Annotated in this window: 19 protein-coding genes, 1 pseudogene and 1 other annotated feature; of the genes and pseudogenes, 7 read left to right on the forward strand and 13 right to left on the reverse strand. The window is 44.4% G+C overall.

Annotated elements, in window-relative coordinates; all coding sequences use genetic code 11:
• The first annotated feature begins 61 nt into the window (after positions 1–61).
• From hemQ to gerQ, 3 genes are all read left to right on the forward strand, one after another.
• The gene (gene hemQ / locus NST18_RS14540; protein WP_004893127.1) at positions 62–808 is read left to right on the forward strand and encodes a hydrogen peroxide-dependent heme synthase; all 747 of its coding nucleotides are present in this window, start codon (positions 62–64) and stop codon (positions 806–808) included.
• A 122-nt stretch (positions 809–930) separates the two neighbouring features.
• Entirely contained in the window at positions 931–1,353 is a 423-nt protein-coding gene (locus NST18_RS14545) for a cell wall hydrolase (RefSeq protein WP_004893128.1), read from the forward strand.
• An 18-nt stretch (positions 1,354–1,371) separates the two neighbouring features.
• Complete coding sequence (gene gerQ / locus NST18_RS14550; protein ID WP_004893130.1) at positions 1,372–1,815, forward strand: spore coat protein GerQ; 444 nt, start codon at positions 1,372–1,374, stop codon at positions 1,813–1,815.
• A gap of 26 nt (positions 1,816–1,841) precedes the next feature.
• Here gerQ and NST18_RS14555 read toward each other — a convergent pair whose 3' ends face one another.
• Both NST18_RS14555 and NST18_RS14560 read right to left on the reverse strand, forming a co-directional pair.
• Positions 1,842–2,204, reverse strand: coding sequence for a DUF423 domain-containing protein (locus NST18_RS14555; RefSeq protein WP_004893131.1), 363 nt, complete (start codon positions 2,202–2,204; stop codon positions 1,842–1,844).
• A gap of 11 nt (positions 2,205–2,215) precedes the next feature.
• Complete coding sequence (locus tag NST18_RS14560) at positions 2,216–2,452, reverse strand: YwdI family protein (protein ID WP_004893132.1); 237 nt, start codon at positions 2,450–2,452, stop codon at positions 2,216–2,218.
• A 105-nt stretch (positions 2,453–2,557) separates the two neighbouring features.
• Here NST18_RS14560 and NST18_RS14565 point away from each other — a divergent pair.
• The 3 genes and pseudogenes from NST18_RS14565 to NST18_RS14575 form a co-directional block, all read left to right on the forward strand.
• Positions 2,558–3,895: pseudogene (locus tag NST18_RS14565) on the forward strand (alpha-glucosidase); the annotation flags it as partial.
• Positions 3,896–4,001: 106 nt separating this feature from the next.
• Complete coding sequence (locus NST18_RS14570) at positions 4,002–5,135, forward strand: IS4 family transposase (protein ID WP_088223289.1); 1,134 nt, start codon at positions 4,002–4,004, stop codon at positions 5,133–5,135.
• 53 nt (positions 5,136–5,188) lie between these two features.
• On the forward strand, positions 5,189–5,434 hold the full coding sequence (locus NST18_RS14575) for an alpha-glucosidase C-terminal domain-containing protein (protein ID WP_340721600.1): 246 nt from the start codon (positions 5,189–5,191) through the stop codon (positions 5,432–5,434).
• A gap of 17 nt (positions 5,435–5,451) precedes the next feature.
• Here the strand turns inward: NST18_RS14575 and NST18_RS14580 are convergent, their stop codons facing one another.
• From NST18_RS14580 to deoC, 11 genes are all read right to left on the reverse strand, one after another.
• Complete coding sequence (locus NST18_RS14580; RefSeq protein ID WP_004893135.1) at positions 5,452–6,447, reverse strand: potassium channel family protein; 996 nt, start codon at positions 6,445–6,447, stop codon at positions 5,452–5,454.
• Positions 6,444–6,650, reverse strand: coding sequence for a hypothetical protein (locus NST18_RS14585; RefSeq protein WP_035019033.1), 207 nt, complete (start codon positions 6,648–6,650; stop codon positions 6,444–6,446). Before NST18_RS14585 ends, NST18_RS14580 begins: the two co-directional genes overlap by 4 nt.
• Positions 6,625–7,299: a uracil-DNA glycosylase gene (locus NST18_RS14590; protein WP_004893137.1), complete on the reverse strand. Its 675-nt coding sequence runs from the start codon at positions 7,297–7,299 to the stop codon at positions 6,625–6,627. Before NST18_RS14590 ends, NST18_RS14585 begins: the two co-directional genes overlap by 26 nt.
• Before the next feature lie 58 nt (positions 7,300–7,357).
• Positions 7,358–8,740, reverse strand: a complete 1,383-nt coding sequence (locus NST18_RS14595) for a glycine--tRNA ligase (RefSeq protein ID WP_004893138.1) — start codon at positions 8,738–8,740, stop codon at positions 7,358–7,360.
• A gap of 58 nt (positions 8,741–8,798) precedes the next feature.
• Positions 8,799–8,976, reverse strand: a binding site (T-box leader).
• Positions 8,977–9,039: 63 nt separating this feature from the next.
• Entirely contained in the window at positions 9,040–10,569 is a 1,530-nt protein-coding gene (ahpF, locus tag NST18_RS14600) for an alkyl hydroperoxide reductase subunit F (protein WP_004893139.1), read from the reverse strand.
• 14 nt (positions 10,570–10,583) lie between these two features.
• Positions 10,584–11,147, reverse strand: a complete 564-nt coding sequence (gene ahpC, locus NST18_RS14605) for an alkyl hydroperoxide reductase subunit C (RefSeq protein ID WP_004893144.1) — start codon at positions 11,145–11,147, stop codon at positions 10,584–10,586.
• A 238-nt stretch (positions 11,148–11,385) separates the two neighbouring features.
• Entirely contained in the window at positions 11,386–12,201 is an 816-nt protein-coding gene (locus NST18_RS14610) for a glycosyltransferase family 2 protein (RefSeq protein WP_004893146.1), read from the reverse strand.
• 61 nt (positions 12,202–12,262) lie between these two features.
• Positions 12,263–13,462 carry an MFS transporter gene (locus tag NST18_RS14615; protein WP_004893147.1) on the reverse strand — a complete coding sequence of 400 codons (1,200 nt, stop codon included), beginning with the start codon at positions 13,460–13,462 and terminating at the stop codon, positions 12,263–12,265.
• 97 nt (positions 13,463–13,559) lie between these two features.
• Entirely contained in the window at positions 13,560–13,955 is a 396-nt protein-coding gene (locus NST18_RS14620) for a cytidine deaminase (protein ID WP_004893149.1), read from the reverse strand.
• A gap of 25 nt (positions 13,956–13,980) precedes the next feature.
• Positions 13,981–14,151 (reverse strand): XapX domain-containing protein, encoded by a 171-nt coding sequence (locus tag NST18_RS14625; protein WP_004893151.1) that lies wholly within the window; start codon positions 14,149–14,151, stop codon positions 13,981–13,983.
• A gap of 15 nt (positions 14,152–14,166) precedes the next feature.
• Positions 14,167–14,832, reverse strand: coding sequence for a deoxyribose-phosphate aldolase (gene deoC, locus NST18_RS14630; RefSeq protein WP_004893153.1), 666 nt, complete (start codon positions 14,830–14,832; stop codon positions 14,167–14,169).
• 572 nt (positions 14,833–15,404) lie between these two features.
• On the opposite strand from deoC, the gene NST18_RS14635 reads away from it, so the two are divergent.
• On the forward strand, positions 15,405–16,586 hold the full coding sequence (locus NST18_RS14635; protein WP_340721602.1) for an IS701 family transposase: 1,182 nt from the start codon (positions 15,405–15,407) through the stop codon (positions 16,584–16,586).
• Positions 16,587–16,813 lie beyond the last annotated feature (227 nt).

The raw sequence follows: 16,813 nt of genomic DNA on the forward strand, positions 1-16,813 counted from the left end.
TGTCATAAACGAAACACATATGATAAAATTTTTAACAGTACATACAAAAGGAGTGTGACATATGAGCGAAGCAGCACAAACGTTAGACGGTTGGTATTGCCTGCATGATTTTCGCACGGTTGATTGGGCGGCTTGGAAGACGCTCACAAACGAAGAGCGCCAAGAAGCAATTCATGAGTTTTTAACGCTAGTGGAAAAATGGGAAACAACGGAAGCGGCTAAAGAGGGAAGTCACGCCATTTACACGATTATGGGGCAAAAAGCGGACGTCATGTTTATGCTTTTACGTCCGACGATGGAAGAACTTCATGAAATTGAAACAGCAATCAACAAAACAAAGTTAGCTGAATATCTCATCCCTGCGTATTCATACGTTTCTGTCGTTGAGCTAAGCAACTATTTGCCGGCAGAAGCTGGCGATCCGTATGAAAACCCAGAAGTGCGCCGCCGTTTATATCCGATTTTACCGAAAACAAATCACGTATGCTTCTATCCAATGGACAAGCGTCGTCAAGGAAATGATAATTGGTACATGCTTCCGATGGAAGAACGCCGCAATTTAATGCGCGCACATGGCATGACAGGACGAAAATACGCAGGAAAAGTCGTACAAATTATTACGGGCTCTGTCGGCTTTGATGACTACGAATGGGGCGTCACTCTCTTTTCAAACGATGTCCTTCAGTTTAAAAAGCTTGTGTACGAAATGCGTTTCGATGAAGTAAGCGCACGATTTGGTGAGTTTGGCTCGTTTTTTGTTGGGAACATCTTGCCAAAGGAAAAAATACAATCGTTTTTACATGTATAGGCCTCCGATTTGGAGGTCTTTTTTTATGATGGATCTCATACATATAACAATGACGACTTTCCTCACATTTTCGCATGTTTCATCATAGGTTAATAGCGATTTCCATAAAGCGAGGTGAAGGGATGGCTGTTGTTGCATATACAGAAGAAGAGGTCAAACTGCTTGCGCGTCTCATGCGGGCAGAAGCAGAAGAAGATGGTCAACTCGGCATGTTGATGGTAGGGAACGTAGGAATTAATCGAGTCATCGCAGACTGTCTAGATTTTATTGGACTGCGTACCATTCGACAAATGGTATTCCAAAGTCCTGGGGGATTTGAAGCTGTACAAAAAGGGTATTTTTATCAACGTGCCCGCGAAGAAGACATGCGCCTTGCCCGTCGTGTCATTCGCGGTGAGCGATTTCATCCAGCAACGAATGCGCTTTGGTTTTTCCGACCAGATGGTCCTTGTCCAGCACGATGGTTTAATCAATGGAATACCGGTCGCTTCAAATCTCATTGTTTTTACGCGCCAACTCGCTCGGATTGTCCACGTGTATATTAATTTAAGGGAGGGATTAGTATGAGTGAAGAAAGACAACAAGTTCCTTATTATGCATATCCTTACTACTATCCGTACCAAATGCCAACATATCCATTTGGGTTGCCTACACCAACGTTTACGCCCCAAACGGGAGCGATGCAAACACCAACGACCGCAAGCCAACCGCTACCGGGGATGCTCCCGATTGAAGAGTCGTACATTGAAAACATTTTGCGCCTAAACAAAGGTAAAATCGCCACAGTTTATGCGACGTTTGAAAACAATCGTGAATGGAATGCGAAAATTTTCCGCGGCGCCATTGAAGCAGCTGGACGCGACCATCTTATTTTAAGTGATCCACAAACAGGCATGCGCTATTTATTGCCGATGATTTATCTCGACTATGTGACATTTGATGAAGAAATTAATTATGAATATCCATTTGCATCGGGTGGTGGATTAAGCACATATGCTCCACGTTAAAAACGAGGCGTCAAGCACGCCTCGTTTTACATATGTTTCATCGCCACATACGCTAAAAGTAGCCAAGCGATAATAAACGATACGCCACCAAACGGCGTGATCGCTCCAAGTATTTTTACTTGCGTCAAGCTCAGTACATATAAACTGCCTGAAAATAAAACGATTCCCACAAGCATCAACCAACCAGCCGGCGTCACGTTCGGCCATTTTGTCGCAAGTAATGCAACAATAAACAAACCGATCGTGTGGAACATTTGATATTGAACCGCCTTTTGCCACGTGTCGATATATCGCTCTGGAATTCTCCCTTCGAGCACATGCGCTCCGAATGCACCGAGCGCGACACATAATGCTGCGCTAATGGAAGCGATAATTGTAAATAGTTTCATGTTCATTCCCCCTAAAAATCAAGTAATGATGATCCGTTTGCATCGCCGTCAATGTCTAATCGTTCTTTTGTTGTCGGCTGCGTGGCAACAATCGTTGACGTGTTCGCTGGCGGCTGTTGTAAAATAACGTCACACAATGCACGAACGGCATACATATGCTCACGCATCGTCTGCGGTGACGACGTATGCTTTGCTTTTGCAATTTCTTCTTCCATTTTTGTTAACACATGTGTCACTAATATGTTCAAAACGTTTTCACTCCCGTCTTCCTTTTTCCCTTAAGACAATGGTATCTTATACATAGCAACTTTTCAAATTGAAAACGCTTTAATTGGACAAAGGAGTGACAACAAATGAAACGGACATGGTGGAAAGAAGCTGTCGTATACCAAGTATATTGGCGAAGCTTTTTTGATTCAAACGGCGATGGATACGGCGATTTAGAAGGACTCATTCAAAAGCTCGATTACATTCACGATTTAGGGGTCGATGTCATTTGGCTCAATCCGTGCTACGAGTCACCAGATAAAGATAACGGATACGACATTTCAGACTATTATCGCATTATGGATAAAGCAGGGGATATGGAGACGTTTGATCGCCTGCTTCACGAAGTGCATCAACGTGGAATGAAATTAATTATGGACCTTGTCGTAAACCATACATCCGATCAACACCCTTGGTTTATTGAGTCTCGTTCATCAAAAGACAATCCGAAACGCGATTGGTACATATGGCGTGACAAGCCAAATAACTGGCGTTCGTACTTTACACCGTCCGCATGGGAATACGATGAAAAAACAGGGCAATACTACTTCCATTCCTTTGCAGTTGAACAACCAGATTTGAATTGGGAAAATAAAGAAGTTCGTGAAGAAATTTATAAAATGATGCGCTTTTGGTTAGATAAAGGCATTGACGGGTTCCGTTTAGATGCGATTGCTTTGCTTGCCAAACCTGAAGGATTTCCTGATGCCGAAAATCCATATGACATTCGCTATTTAACAAACAACCCAGGCGTGCACGATTACTTGCAAGAAATGCATGAAAAAGTGTTAAAGCATTATGATATTTTCACAGTCGGTGAAGTCGCTTTCGTGTCGCCAGAAGAAGGGTTGAAATATGTTGGAGAAGACCGAAACGAGCTACATACGCTGTTCCATTTTGAAGTATGTGACGAAATGCCGACATGGGATCCGATTCGCTTTAAACAAATTCAAAAACGTTGGTATGAAGGGTTGTGGGGGAAAGGATGGAACTCACAATTTTTAAACAACCACGACCATACGCGACAAGTGACGCGCTACGGAAACGATAAACAGTTCCGTGTTGAATCAGCGAAATTGCTCGCTACGCTCGTGCATACGTTGCCTGGAACGCCTTACATTTATCAAGGAGAAGAAATCGGCATGACGGGCGTCAAATTTGACTCAATTGATGACTATAACGACATTGCGATGAAAAACAAATATGCGGAAGAAGTCGCGAAAGGTCGCGATCCGAAAGAAGTGCTAGAAAGCTTGCAGCTATTAAGCCGCGATAATTCTCGGACACCAATGCAGTGGGACGATAGCGAACATGCAGGATTTACGACGGGAACGCCTTGGTTAAAAGTGAATCCGAATTATAAAGAAATTAACGTGAAACAAGCGTTAGCTGATCCAAACTCAGTATATTATTACTATAAAAAGCCAGGCGTGTTGATTAACCAATAATATCCATAAAAAACATAGAAAAAAGAGCACCTTTCCTGTAGAATGTAAGTAACAACACAAACAAACCTAGGAGGTGCTCTCTATGCACAAGCATACCACACTCCCAAATTTGATGCAAAAAATTGTTTCTGATGAAGATCTCCAGTCGATTACCGAAGCCGTTGGCTACCATGACACTTCGCGGACGTTTACGGTGCGCACGTTGGTTGATTTTTTTCTGCTGGCGGCACTTCACGAATGGAAAAGTTTCCGTCATGGTGCCGATGTGGCGAAAATGTACGGATTGCCGACGTTTCATTACTCGACGGTTTCTAAGAAAGCGAAAGAAGTTCCGTACGAGGTGATGAAGCGCTTATTTGCTTTGGTTGTTTCTAAGTGCAATCGCCAAACCCGCCGTTCGCTTCGCTTTCCAAAAGCATTGCGTATAGTAGACTCCACGACCGTCACCGTGGGGAAAAACCGCCTGACATGGGCACCCTATCATGGGGAACGATCCGGAGTGAAAATGCACGTCGCGTATTCCCCTGAGCAACAAATGCCGAGCGACATCGTAGAAACCGTAGGGTTGCGCCACGATGGACCGGTGGGAGAGCGGCTCACAGACGTACAAACGGTTCTTGTCGAAGATCGAGCGTACTTTAAAATTGAACGCCTCGATCGGTTTGTCGAACAGAAGCAACCGTTTGTGATTCGGATGAAAGACAATGTCGAGATCCATCAAAAAAAGAGCCTAAAGCGCCTTTCTTCCTCCTCTTCTTCTATTGTGGCGGATTTTACTTGCCAGTTAGGAACGAAACAATGTCGTTCCAAAAAGCGCCATCGCGTCGTGATCTTTCAGGATGCGAACGGGCATGAAATCCGTGTGGTCACGAACGTCTTAGAGGCATCGGCGGAAAAGATTGCCGAGATGTATCAAGAACGTTGGACAGTGGAAGTGTTTTTCCGATGGATCAAGCAATATCTAAACGTTCCGACCTTATTTGGCACCAACGAGCATGCGGTATACAACCAACTTTTTGCGGCATTTATCGCTTATGTGTTACTGAGATGGCTATATCATCGAACGGAAAAACGGACAACCTCGTCCCTTACCTTTCTTTCGTTTGTCCGTCGTTTTTTCTCTGGGCAACTTCCTCTCGAATGGAAATCCGAGATGGCAGCTGTCTTATTTGAGTATGCCCGAATATATGGGAGGAGTATGCCTAATTTTGGATAATCAACAGCCGTGATAAAAAGCTTATTCAATTACGCAAACAAAATCCGGTAATGGTGTACGGCACGTTCCGCGATCTTTCAGAAAATGAGCCGTATATTTATGCTTATACACGCGAGCTCGATGGCGTTCGCTGGCTTATCGTTTTAAATCATTGCGACAGCGACAACGTATATACATTGCCAGAAGAGATCAGCTCTGCAAGTCGCCGCCTCTTGCTCGGCAACTATACAGACGTCAAAGAAGAAGGAACGACGCTTCATATGCGCCCACACGAAGCGAGAATTTATGCATTACAGTAAGCAGCCGATATGGCTGCTTACTTTTTGTTTACTGCCTGTTCAAACGCATCTAATGCTCGTTTCTCACCGAATACAATGATGACATCTCCAACATAAAATCGCTCCTCTGGCATCGGATTGCCAATAATGTCGTTTTGACGTTGAATGGCAATAATCGTCACACCAAAGCGCGTACGCACCGCTTGATCGCGAACAGATGTCTCGACAAATGGGGAATGAGGTTCAATCGTAATTTCTTCAATCGCATATTGTTCTGCATGGTCATGAAAAATCGTATCAACATAATCGACACTCACAGGCTTTAACATCGTCATCGCCATGCGCCGGCCGCCCAAAAACGAAGGGTTAATCACCTTGTCCGCACCAGCACGTCGCAATTTTTCTTCCGATTCCGTTCGTTCGGCACGCGCGACAACTTGAATGTCGCGGTTTATTCCTTTTGCTGTTAAGGCAATAAAGACGTTATCAGCATCAGATGGCAACGCGGCAATTAAGCCAGCCGCCCGTTCAATGCCTGCCGCGATCAATACGTCATCTTCTGTCGCATCCCCTTCGACGCACGGAAGAGGGTCGTCCATTTCTTCGAGCCAATCCGTGTTTCGCTCAATAACAACGACAGGTGTCCCGTTTTTGACAAGCTCGCGCACGACTTGTTCTCCCACTCGTCCATACCCACATACGATAATATGATTTCTCATCGTTTCAACTTTCTTTTTCATTTTTCGCCTCCGCACTGTTTTCGAAAATTCCCCTTCCATCATCATCGAAGCAACCGCCCCTGTCGCGTATGTCACGATGCTAATACCGACGGGAATAATGATCAGTGCAAACATTTTCCCATAAAACGTTTGTGGAACTGTATCGCCATAGCCAACCGTTAAAATCGTAACAACAGTCAACCAAAGAGCATCAAAAAACGTTAATTGCTCAGAAAACATAAACCCTATCGTTCCTGCAGCAATGGCGAAGAGCATCGCCACAACGGAAACGACGATAGAGCGCGACGAACTCATCCGTTTCTCCCCTTATGTCCTTTTTTTACAAACTTCATGCAAGGCGCGCCAGATGATTGCTTAACGACAATAGACGGCAACGCGACGCTTTTAAAACCGAACGCACGACAACCGCGCGGCAGCTGCGGGTCCCACGTGACGTAAAAATGTTTGCATGCATAACAGTTTATTCGAGTATCAAATGTTTTCGATTTGCCAGTCAATCGTCTCTCTCCCTGTTCGTTGTAAAAACGCGTTCGTTTTCGAAAACGGGCGGCTGCCGAAAAAGCCTCGCGCGGCTGAAAGTGGGCTCGGATGCGGGGCTTCAATAAGATAATGATGTTCATTTGTAATGAGCGCTTTTTTCGCTTGGGCATGACGCCCCCATAAAATAAAGACGACCGGCTCCGTCTTTTCATTCACAAGTTCAATGATGCGATCCGTAAAATGTTCCCATCCTTTTCCTTTGTGCGAGTTTGCTTCCCCTTGCCGTACCGTTAATACCGTATTTAACAATAACACTCCCTGCTTCGCCCATTTTAATAAATAACCGTTGTTTGGAATATAACACCCGAGGTCATCGTGTAGCTCTTTAAAAATATTTAATAGTGACGGAGGCAAAGCGACGCCCGGTTTGACAGAAAAACTTAATCCGTGCGCTTGATTCGGCCCGTGATACGGATCTTGTCCTAAAATAACGACTTTCACATCGGCATATGGCGTGTAATGAAGGGCGTTGAAAATATCGTGCATATCGGGATAAATCGTTTTCGTTCGATATTCTTCTTTTAAAAACTGACGCAACTTCAAATAATACGGTTTTTGAAACTCCTCTTCTAATAAAGGAGCCCAATCGTTTTTCAATATGCTCATCTTTTCACTCCTTTCTAATACAAAGGCTACCCTACTACATAGGATAGCCTGTTTTCGTCTAAAACTGAATTTTTTCTTCCAAGAAGCTTTTTAATTGTACAATTGGAATGCGTGTTTGTTCCATCGTGTCGCGATCGCGCACAGTTACCATTTGATCTTGTTCTGAGTCGAAATCATACGTAATACAGAACGGTGTACCAATTTCATCTTGGCGGCGATAACGTTTACCGATTGATCCTGACTCGTCGTAATCAACCATAAAGTGTTGTGACAATTGTTCAAAGATCTCACGTGCACCTTCTGATAACTTTTTCGATAACGGCAATATCGCGGCCTTGTACGGCGCTAATGCCGGATGAAGATGCATGACGGTACGCGTTGTGCCGTCCGCAAGTTGTTCTTCTTCATATGCATCAATCATAAAGGCAAGCGTCACGCGGTCTGCACCGAGTGAAGGTTCAATGCAGTACGGAATGAAACGCTCATTCGTCTCTTGATCGAGGTAATGGAAATCTTCTCCTGAATATTCCATATGACGGCGCAAATCGTAATCGGTGCGCGATGCAATGCCCCATAGCTCGCCCCAACCGAACGGGAACTTATATTCAATATCTGTTGTCGCGTTGCTGTAGTGAGATAGTTCGTCTTCGGAATGATCGCGCAAACGAATGTTTTCACGCTTCATGCCAAGCGATAAAAGCCACTGTTCGCAATATTGTTTCCAATAATCAAACCATTGCAATTCTTCTCCTGGCTTGCAGAAAAATTCAAGCTCCATTTGCTCAAATTCGCGCGTACGGAATGTGAAGTTTCCAGGTGTAATTTCGTTCCGAAAACTTTTTCCGATTTGCGCAATACCAAACGGCAATTTTTTGCGCATTGTCCGCTGCACGTTTTTAAAGTTTACAAAAATGCCTTGTGCCGTTTCAGGACGAAGATAAATTTCGTTCGCGCTCGATTCCGTCACACCTTGGAACGTTTTAAACATTAAGTTAAATTGGCGAATGTTCGTAAAGTCGCGACTGCCGCAATCCGGACAAGCGATGTCGTGCTCTTGAATGAGCTGCTCCATTTTTTCAAATGGAAGCCCATCGACAACCATTTCAATGCCTTTCGCTTCAAGGGCGCTTTCGATAAGTTTGTCTGCCCGGTGACGCGCTTTACATTGTTTACAGTCAATCATCGGATCGTTGAAGTTCCCTAAATGACCTGACGCTTCCCACGTGCGCGGGTTCATTAAAATCGCTGCATCTAATCCGACATTGTACGGCGATTGTTGGACAAACTTTTTCCACCATGCGCGCTTAATATTGTTTTTTAATTCTGTCCCTAGCGGACCGTAATCCCACGTATTCGCTAACCCGCCGTAAATTTCTGAGCCAGGAAAAACAAAACCGCGATGTTTCGCATGTGCCACAATTTGATCCATCGTTACCGACATATTTCATCCTCCTCTTACGAAGTGTAAACAAAAAACGCTCTCGTCCTTAGGCCTTTCGCCTAGGGACGAGAGCGTAACTCCCGCGGTTCCACCCTAGTTGATGCGTAACGCATCCACTTTTTGCGTGAAGCAACTCCAGACTGCCGTTTCGCTAAGCGTCTTTGCTAGGCTTCCACCCTCCCTAGCTCGCTATAAAAGAACGATCTTAGCTACTATCCATCTTTCATCGTTGCACCTGTATTTCGTTTGGCTAATATTGTATCAAACGACAATACGAGCGTCAAGGGGAGGGAAACCGGTTAATTCCGAATTAAGTAGTCAAACGCACCTAAAGAAGCTGTTGCGCCTGAGCCCATGGAAATGATAATCTGTTTATATGCGCTATCTGTACAATCGCCAGCAGCGAAGACACCAGGAACGTTTGTTGCACCGCGTTTATCGACGATAATTTCACCGAAGCGATTGCGCTCTACCGTTCCTTCTAACCATTCTGTATTCGGTACAAGCCCGATTTGCACGAATACACCTTGAAGTTCAATATGGTGCTCTTCGCCTGTTGCGCGATCAATATATGTGAGACCGTTTACTTTGTCTGTACCTGTAATTTCTTTCGTTTGCGCATTTTTAATGACTGTTACGTTCGGTAAGCTGTACAAACGATCTTGCAACACAGCATCCGCTTTTAATTCTGGCGCAAACTCAAGAACGGTCACATGCTTAGCAATTCCCGCCAGGTCAATTGCCGCTTCGACCCCAGAGTTACCACCGCCAATGACCGCGACATGCTTTCCTTCGAACAACGGACCGTCGCAATGCGGGCAGTAAGCAACCCCTTTATTTTTGAACTCCGCTTCGCCAGGGACGCCGAGATTGCGCCAACGCGCACCTGTCGCGATAATGACCGCTTTACTTTTTAAAACGGCGCCGTTTTCAAGTTCAACTTCAATGAGGTCTTTCTTTTCCAACCGTTTCGCACGCTGCAAGTTCATAATGTCAACATTGTAATGTTTCACATGTTCTTCAAGGCTTGCCGCGAGCTTTGGACCTTCTGTATATTTGACGCTAATAAAGTTTTCAATGCCTAGTGTATCTAAAATTTGACCACCAAAACGTTCAGCGACAATTCCCGTGCGAATGCCTTTACGCGCAGCATAAATGGCTGCTGTTGCACCGGCAGGTCCGCCACCGATGACAAGCACGTCGAACGGGTCTTTGTTTGCGAACGTTGAAGCATCTGGCGTGCTTCCTAACTTCGCAAGAATTTCTTCAAGCGACATCCGACCGCTTGCGAACGGTTCGCCATTTAAAAAGACAGTTGGCACCGCCATAATGTCTTTTTGTTCGACTTCTTCTTTAAATGCTGCTCCATCAATCATCGTATGTGAAATATTCGGATTTAGTACGCTCATGACGTTTAATGCTTGAACGACGTCCGGACAGTTATGGCACGTTAAGCTGACGTATGTTTCAAAACGGTACGTTCCTTGTAAACCTTTAATTTGATCAATGACCGCTTGATCGACCTTTGGCGGACGTCCACTCACTTGAAGCAACGCAAGCACGAGGGAAGTAAATTCATGTCCTAAAGGCACTCCTGCGAACACAACGCCCGTTTCTTCGCCAACGCGATTGACGCTAAAGCTTGGCGTTCTCTCTAACGTTGTTTTTTCTACTTTGATTTTCGATGACATCGTTGCAAGCTCATCGACTAAAGCAAGCATATCGCGGGAAACTGAATCGTCTCCCGCGCTCACTTTTAACACAATGTCATTTTCCATCAATTGTAGATATTGGGCGAGCTGTGCTTTAATTTCAGCATCCAATACCATTGACGTAAGCCTCCTTAAATTTTACCTACAAGGTCAAGACTTGGCTTCAATGTTTGCCCACCTTCTTGCCATTTTGCTGGGCATACTTCGCCAGGGTTGTTGCGCACATATTGTGCAGCTTTAATTTTGTTTACAATTGTGCTTGCGTCGCGACCGATGCCGTCAGCGTTAATTTCAACTGCTTGGATAACACCGTCTGGATCGATAATGAACGTACCGCGTTGCGCAAGACCTGTTTCTTCATCAAGCACTTCGAACATGCGTGATAATTTTTGTGAAGGGTCGCCGATCATTACGTATTCAATTTTGCTAATAGCTGGCGAATGATCGTGCCATGCTTTATGCGTGAAGTGTGTATCTGTTGAAACAGAGTATACTTCAACACCAAGCTCTTTTAATTTCGGATATTCGTTTTGTAAATCTTCTAATTCTGTTGGGCAAACGAACGTAAAGTCTGCTGGATAGAAGCAAACGACGCTCCATTTTCCTTTTAAGTTTTCTTCTGTTACCTCGATAAATTCACCGTTATGGTACGCCATCGCTTTAAATGGTTGTACTTGTTTTCCTACTAATGACATGCTTCATCATCCTCCTGCATCATTTTTTTGTATGTTAGTAGTATGATCCAGCCATATAGAAAATATGACTGACAAATCAAATTATAACAATTATAATTCGATATAAATTATCATATAGTAATTTTTATTTGTCAAGTAGAAACTACTTAACCTTGTTAGTTTTTCGACACATTTCTTCTTTATTCCTTTTTCTATAAACAAAAAAACAGAGCCTTCGCAAAGACTCTGTACATATCCCCTAACAACGAACGAGATGAGCGAGCCGCGAACGAAACGGTTCACCATCCCATATGACTTCACTCTTTGCTTGCCGTTTTTGCACATCCGGCTCTGATAAAAGGAGCCAAAAGTTTTTCGTTGGTAGGTTGCCAAGTTCATGTTTTTCACTTAATCGGTTTAAATACATTTGTCTCGTTTCATTCATTTGTTTCGATAAATGATCTCCTTCATTGGAAAAAGCATAAAGAACACTCGCTGTCGGTACGCGTTTGACACAAAACTCTTTCGCTACACGTAAAAAGAAATCCCAATCCCAATAATTATGAACGTATGAATCAAAATACCCGATTACATCATGAATGGTGCGCCGATACATGCTCCCTGAAGGAACATACGTCGAAAATGTACGCATTGCTTGTAAATCATATTCATATGCAAATAAAAAGCGATCGGTCGGTATACGCATACCATTTTCCGTGCGATAATGAAAAATTTCTACATCGCTATATACAAAGTCCGCGTCGTTCATATTTGCAATCATTCGCTCCATATGGCACGGCAATAGTAAATCGTCATCATCACACAGCATAATAAAGTCTTCTGTCGCCGCACGCACACCGATATTCCGAGCTTCGACGTGCCCGACATTTTCGCTTAATTCCATGAGCTCAATAGAAAGCTCAGGATATGCATCGACAGCAGCTTGTACCGATGAGCCCCCATCGTTGACAATAATAACTTGCGTTGGCTTATACGTTTGTTTGCTTAACGACTCTAGCAATTCTGCCAGCGGAAGTAGCCGATTATATGTCGCAATAACTACAGAAACGCCCAAAAGAAAATCCCCTTTCAAAAAAGAAGCTACAATGATACCATTATAGCTTCTTTTCGAATGATTATGCGAGTTCTTGTTGTTTCGTTTCTTTGCCGAGGAAAAGAACGGCAAGTGCACCAATGAAAATCGCGATACAAAATACAGCAAAAATCATCGTAATTGATACTTTTTGTGCAACGAGATAACCGACAAGAAGCGGTCCTAAAATGCCACCAATACGTCCAAATGAAGCGGCCATGCCTGCCCCTGTCGCGCGAATAACCGTTGGGTATTGTTCTGGCGTGTAGGCATAAAGCGCTCCCCATGCGCCGAGATTAAAGAATGATAACAGCGCTCCAAACGTCACTAACATCGCAACCGACTCGGCATTTCCGAAGAAATAAGCGCTTAACGCTGTCCCAACTAAATAAATAATGAGCACCGCTTTTCTTCCGATGCGTTCGATTAACCACGCGACGCTAAAATAACCTGGCAATTGCGCTAACGTCATAATTAGCACATATTCAAAGCTTTTAATTAAACTAAATCCTTTCATCACCATCACGCTCGGCAGCCATAAAAACATGCCGTAGTACGAAAAGACGACCGCAAACCATAAAATCCAAAGCATCGTCGTTTGCTTCGCATAAGGTTTTGCCCATACGTCTGCGATATTGCGCCAAACAGAACGACGTTCTGCCGTTTTTACCGCAATAAACTTTTGTGAATCGGGCAAGTTAATACGCAAATAAATGGCGTATAACGCAGGTAAAGCCCCTAAAATGAGTGCCATTTGCCAACCGTACGTCGGAATAATGAAAAATGAAATGAGCGCAGCTAATAGCCAGCCACCTGCCCAAAAGCTTTCTAATAAAACGACAACTTTCCCGCGCTCATGAGCGGGTACGCTTTCCGATACGAGCGTGGAAGCAACCGGAAGTTCACCGCCAAGTCCCATACCGATAAAAAAGCGTAAAATTAAAAATACCGTTAACGTTGTCGCAAAAGCAGATAAGCCGCTTCCGATCGAAAATAATAAAAGCGTAATAATAAATACTTGCTTTCGACCGATACGATCAGCTAACAATCCAAACACAAGAGCACCGACGGCCATACCGATCGAGTTCACGCTCCCAATCCAACCCATTTGCTCAGCTGTTAATCCCCATTCCTTTTGCAAAGCCGCAAGAATGAATGAAAGCATCCCGACATCCATCGCATCAAACAACCATCCAAGCCCCGCGATCCAAAGCAACTTGTTTCTTGATACATCTTGACTCATGTCACACCTCCGTTGTCAGCTGTCAAATTATCCTCTACACGATTATATTTCCTTTTTTGTTATGTATCAATGCAAAAAGCGTCGGAAAAGCCGACGCTTATCGCAAATCTTCTTTTGAAAAAGCTCCAGGGAGAAGTTCTTTCACCGTCGTTTCCTGTACATCGCCTTTCATATTGGCTAAAATGACAGGCATATTCGGGTCACACAATTCAACAATGACTTGACGGCATGCGCCACATGGCGGAACAGGACGCTCCGTATCCGCAACAACAGCTAACATCGCATACTCAAGGTCTCCTTCTGAGTACGCTTTAAATAAAGCTGTACGTTCAGCACAGTTACATAAACCGTATGATGCGTTTTCGATGTTGCAACCTCCATACACTTTCCCATCTTTCGTTAATAGCGCTGCCCCAACTTTAAACTTTGAATACGGAACGTACGCCCGCTCTCTCGCTTGTTTTGCCGCTTCAATTAATAGTTGTTTATTCATTGTTGATCATCCCTTCTTGGGCTATTTAGTTAAAAAACGTCTTCATTAACCAGTCAGCGACGACGCCACCTAAATATACGCCAAAAATCCCTATCACTCCTGCCAACACAGGCGGGGCTGGCAACGGCAAACGTAAAAATTTAAACAAAATTCCAACGACAAGCCCAGCAAGTAAGCTTAGTAATACTTCTTTCATATGCGAATGCCTCCATTAGTATGCTTCGTTTGAAGTTGTTCCTTCCATAATAGCAGGTCCAGAACTTGTACCGATCCGATTTGCTCCAGCGTCAATCATCGCTTTTGCATCCGCTGCGCTGCGCACACCGCCAGATGCTTTCACACCGACATTTGGACCAACCGTTTTGCGCATTAATGCGACATCTTCTACTGTCGCACCGCCGCTGGCAAATCCCGTTGATGTTTTCACAAAATCAGCGCCTGCGCGAACAGCAACTTCGCATGCGCGCACTTTTTCTTCATCTGTTAACAACGCTGTTTCGATAATAACTTTTGTTAACGCTTTTCCTTTTGCAGCCTCGACGACCGCACGAATGTCGCGCTCTACAAGATCATCGTCACCATCCTTTAACGCACCAATATTGATGACCATATCGACTTCTTGCGCACCATTTTCAATCGCTTGTTTTGTTTCAAAAGCTTTCACTTCTGGCGTTGTCGCTCCTAACGGGAAGCCAATGACGGTACATACTTTTACTTTTGTTCCTTGCAAACGTTCAGCAGCAAGCTTTACCCACGTTGGGTTAACGCATACTGATGCGAATTCGTACTTTTTCGCTTCTTCTACTAACTTTTCAATTTGCACTTTCGTCGCTTCTGGCTTTAATAACGTATGATCAATCATACGGGCAATGTTCATCCTATTTCGCGCAGGAGACTCCCACTTCAACGACCAAAGGGAGTAAGTGGGAGAGGAATGCGCGTTCCCCCTTTCTTTTGTGTATGATATAATAAAGGCGTGGAGAAAACCGTTCAATAAAGGCACTCCAATAACTGCTACTCGATGTATGGAGTTGGTTACAGGAAACGTTGTAACCGTAAAACATCGAGCGTAGGTCCGTCTGTTGTGTGTGGAAGCCAAGTACTGCCAACAGACACACCGAGAGAATCGGTAACGATGCAGGCATGACCTGCGTCGTTGGGTAGTCGTCAACCTGCCCCTGATGCAACCCCAAGTCAAGGAAGGAGGACGAAATCCGTTTGCACTTCTGGGGAGTTGCAAGCCCTCACTTCAAGCGTTAGCTAAGTGGGGGTAGTTGACCATTCGTTCCTCCCTATTTTTAAATAAATATAGCTACAATCATCTTACTAACTGTAGATGAGCAAATTTACTAACATAAATTTACAACCAAACAAAAAAGAAGACATGAACCCGATTCCTTGGTTAGAATAGATGTGCCAACAAACCATTCACAAGGAGGTTCATGTCTCATGAATAGATTAGCACATCACCAAGGAATCCACAAGTTTTTGACGATGTTGGGGTTGGCCCTTTATTTCTCGAAACCTGTCATGAAGCATCTCGTTCATATCGTGGATGCGATGATTACAAAGGGCTTTTCGGGAACGCTGACCGATCTACATCATGGGAGTTTTCATCCGAACCATCGCACGACACTGAGCCATTTTTTCACGAAAAGCCCATGGGAGGAAGAGACGCTGCTTCGCAAACTCCAACAGTGGGTGCTTCATCGTGTCGAACGCAGCTCGAAACGAGAGAATCAACCCATTTTTGTTTCGATCGATGATACGATTTGCCAAAAAACGAAGCCCTCGTCACGGGCAACACACGCCATTCAAGGGTGTGATTGGCACTATTGTCACGCAGAGAAAAAATCGATTTGGGGACATTCTCTCGTTTGGCTCATGGTTCATACGATGACTCAAGCGTTTCCTTTTGCCTTTCGCCTCTACGACAAGACGGCGGGGAAAAGCAAAGGGGAACTCGCGATCGAGATGCTTTCTTCGTTGGATGTGAGTCGCCCCGTTTATGTGCTCATGGACTCTTGGTATCCATCGAAAACCCTCGTGGGAGCCTGCTTGAAAAAAGGGTTCCACGTCATCGCGATGCTGAAGACGAATCGGATTCTCTATCCAAAAGGGACGGCCATTCAAGCAAAAGAATTTGCCAAATCTATGGAGCCACGGGATACCCGCCTCGTCACGGTGGGAAAAGAGCGTTATCGGGTGTATCGCTACGAAGGCGCTCTGAACGGTCTCAAGGATGCCGTGGTGCTGCTCGCATGGAAAGCCGATCAGCCGATGACGCCGAAACATCTTCATTGCGTCTTGAGCACCGATCGCGAGCTAAGCGATGAAGAGATCTTGCGCTACTATGCTGCACGTTGGTCGATCGAATGTTTTTTCCGTCAAGCGAAAGACCAGCTGAAACTCGATGGATACCGCGTTCGCGGGCGTCGGGCGGTGAAACGGTATTGGATCTTGGTGCAACTTGCGTATGTGTACAGCATGTTCGAGTCTAACAGTGATTTTTCGGATGGGCTCGATCTCCTGCGCAAGAGAAAAGGACATAGCCTCGTGGAGTTCATTTATCGTGCAGCAAAACAAAATATTCCCATTGATACCGTGAAAAAACAGCTCCACGTGGCATAAGGGGTACCCTGTTTGTCTCTTTTTAAATGGTAATTATTGTAACGAAAATTGCTCAACTACAGTTACTAAGTTGAATTTTTGATTACATCATCAATATAACAGGAAAACGAACATATGTAAACGTTAGCATGAACAAACGTAAAATAAAATTCACGTTTTTGCTCCATCTTTCTTCCTTCTTTGCATAAATAAAGGGGGCTTTCTTCTTTTCCCCCGTTTGTCGTTTT

Source organism: Anoxybacillus sp. FSL W8-0104 (genome assembly GCF_038004465.1).
GTDB classification, from domain to species: Bacteria; Bacillota; Bacilli; order Bacillales; family Anoxybacillaceae; genus Anoxybacillus; species Anoxybacillus flavithermus_G.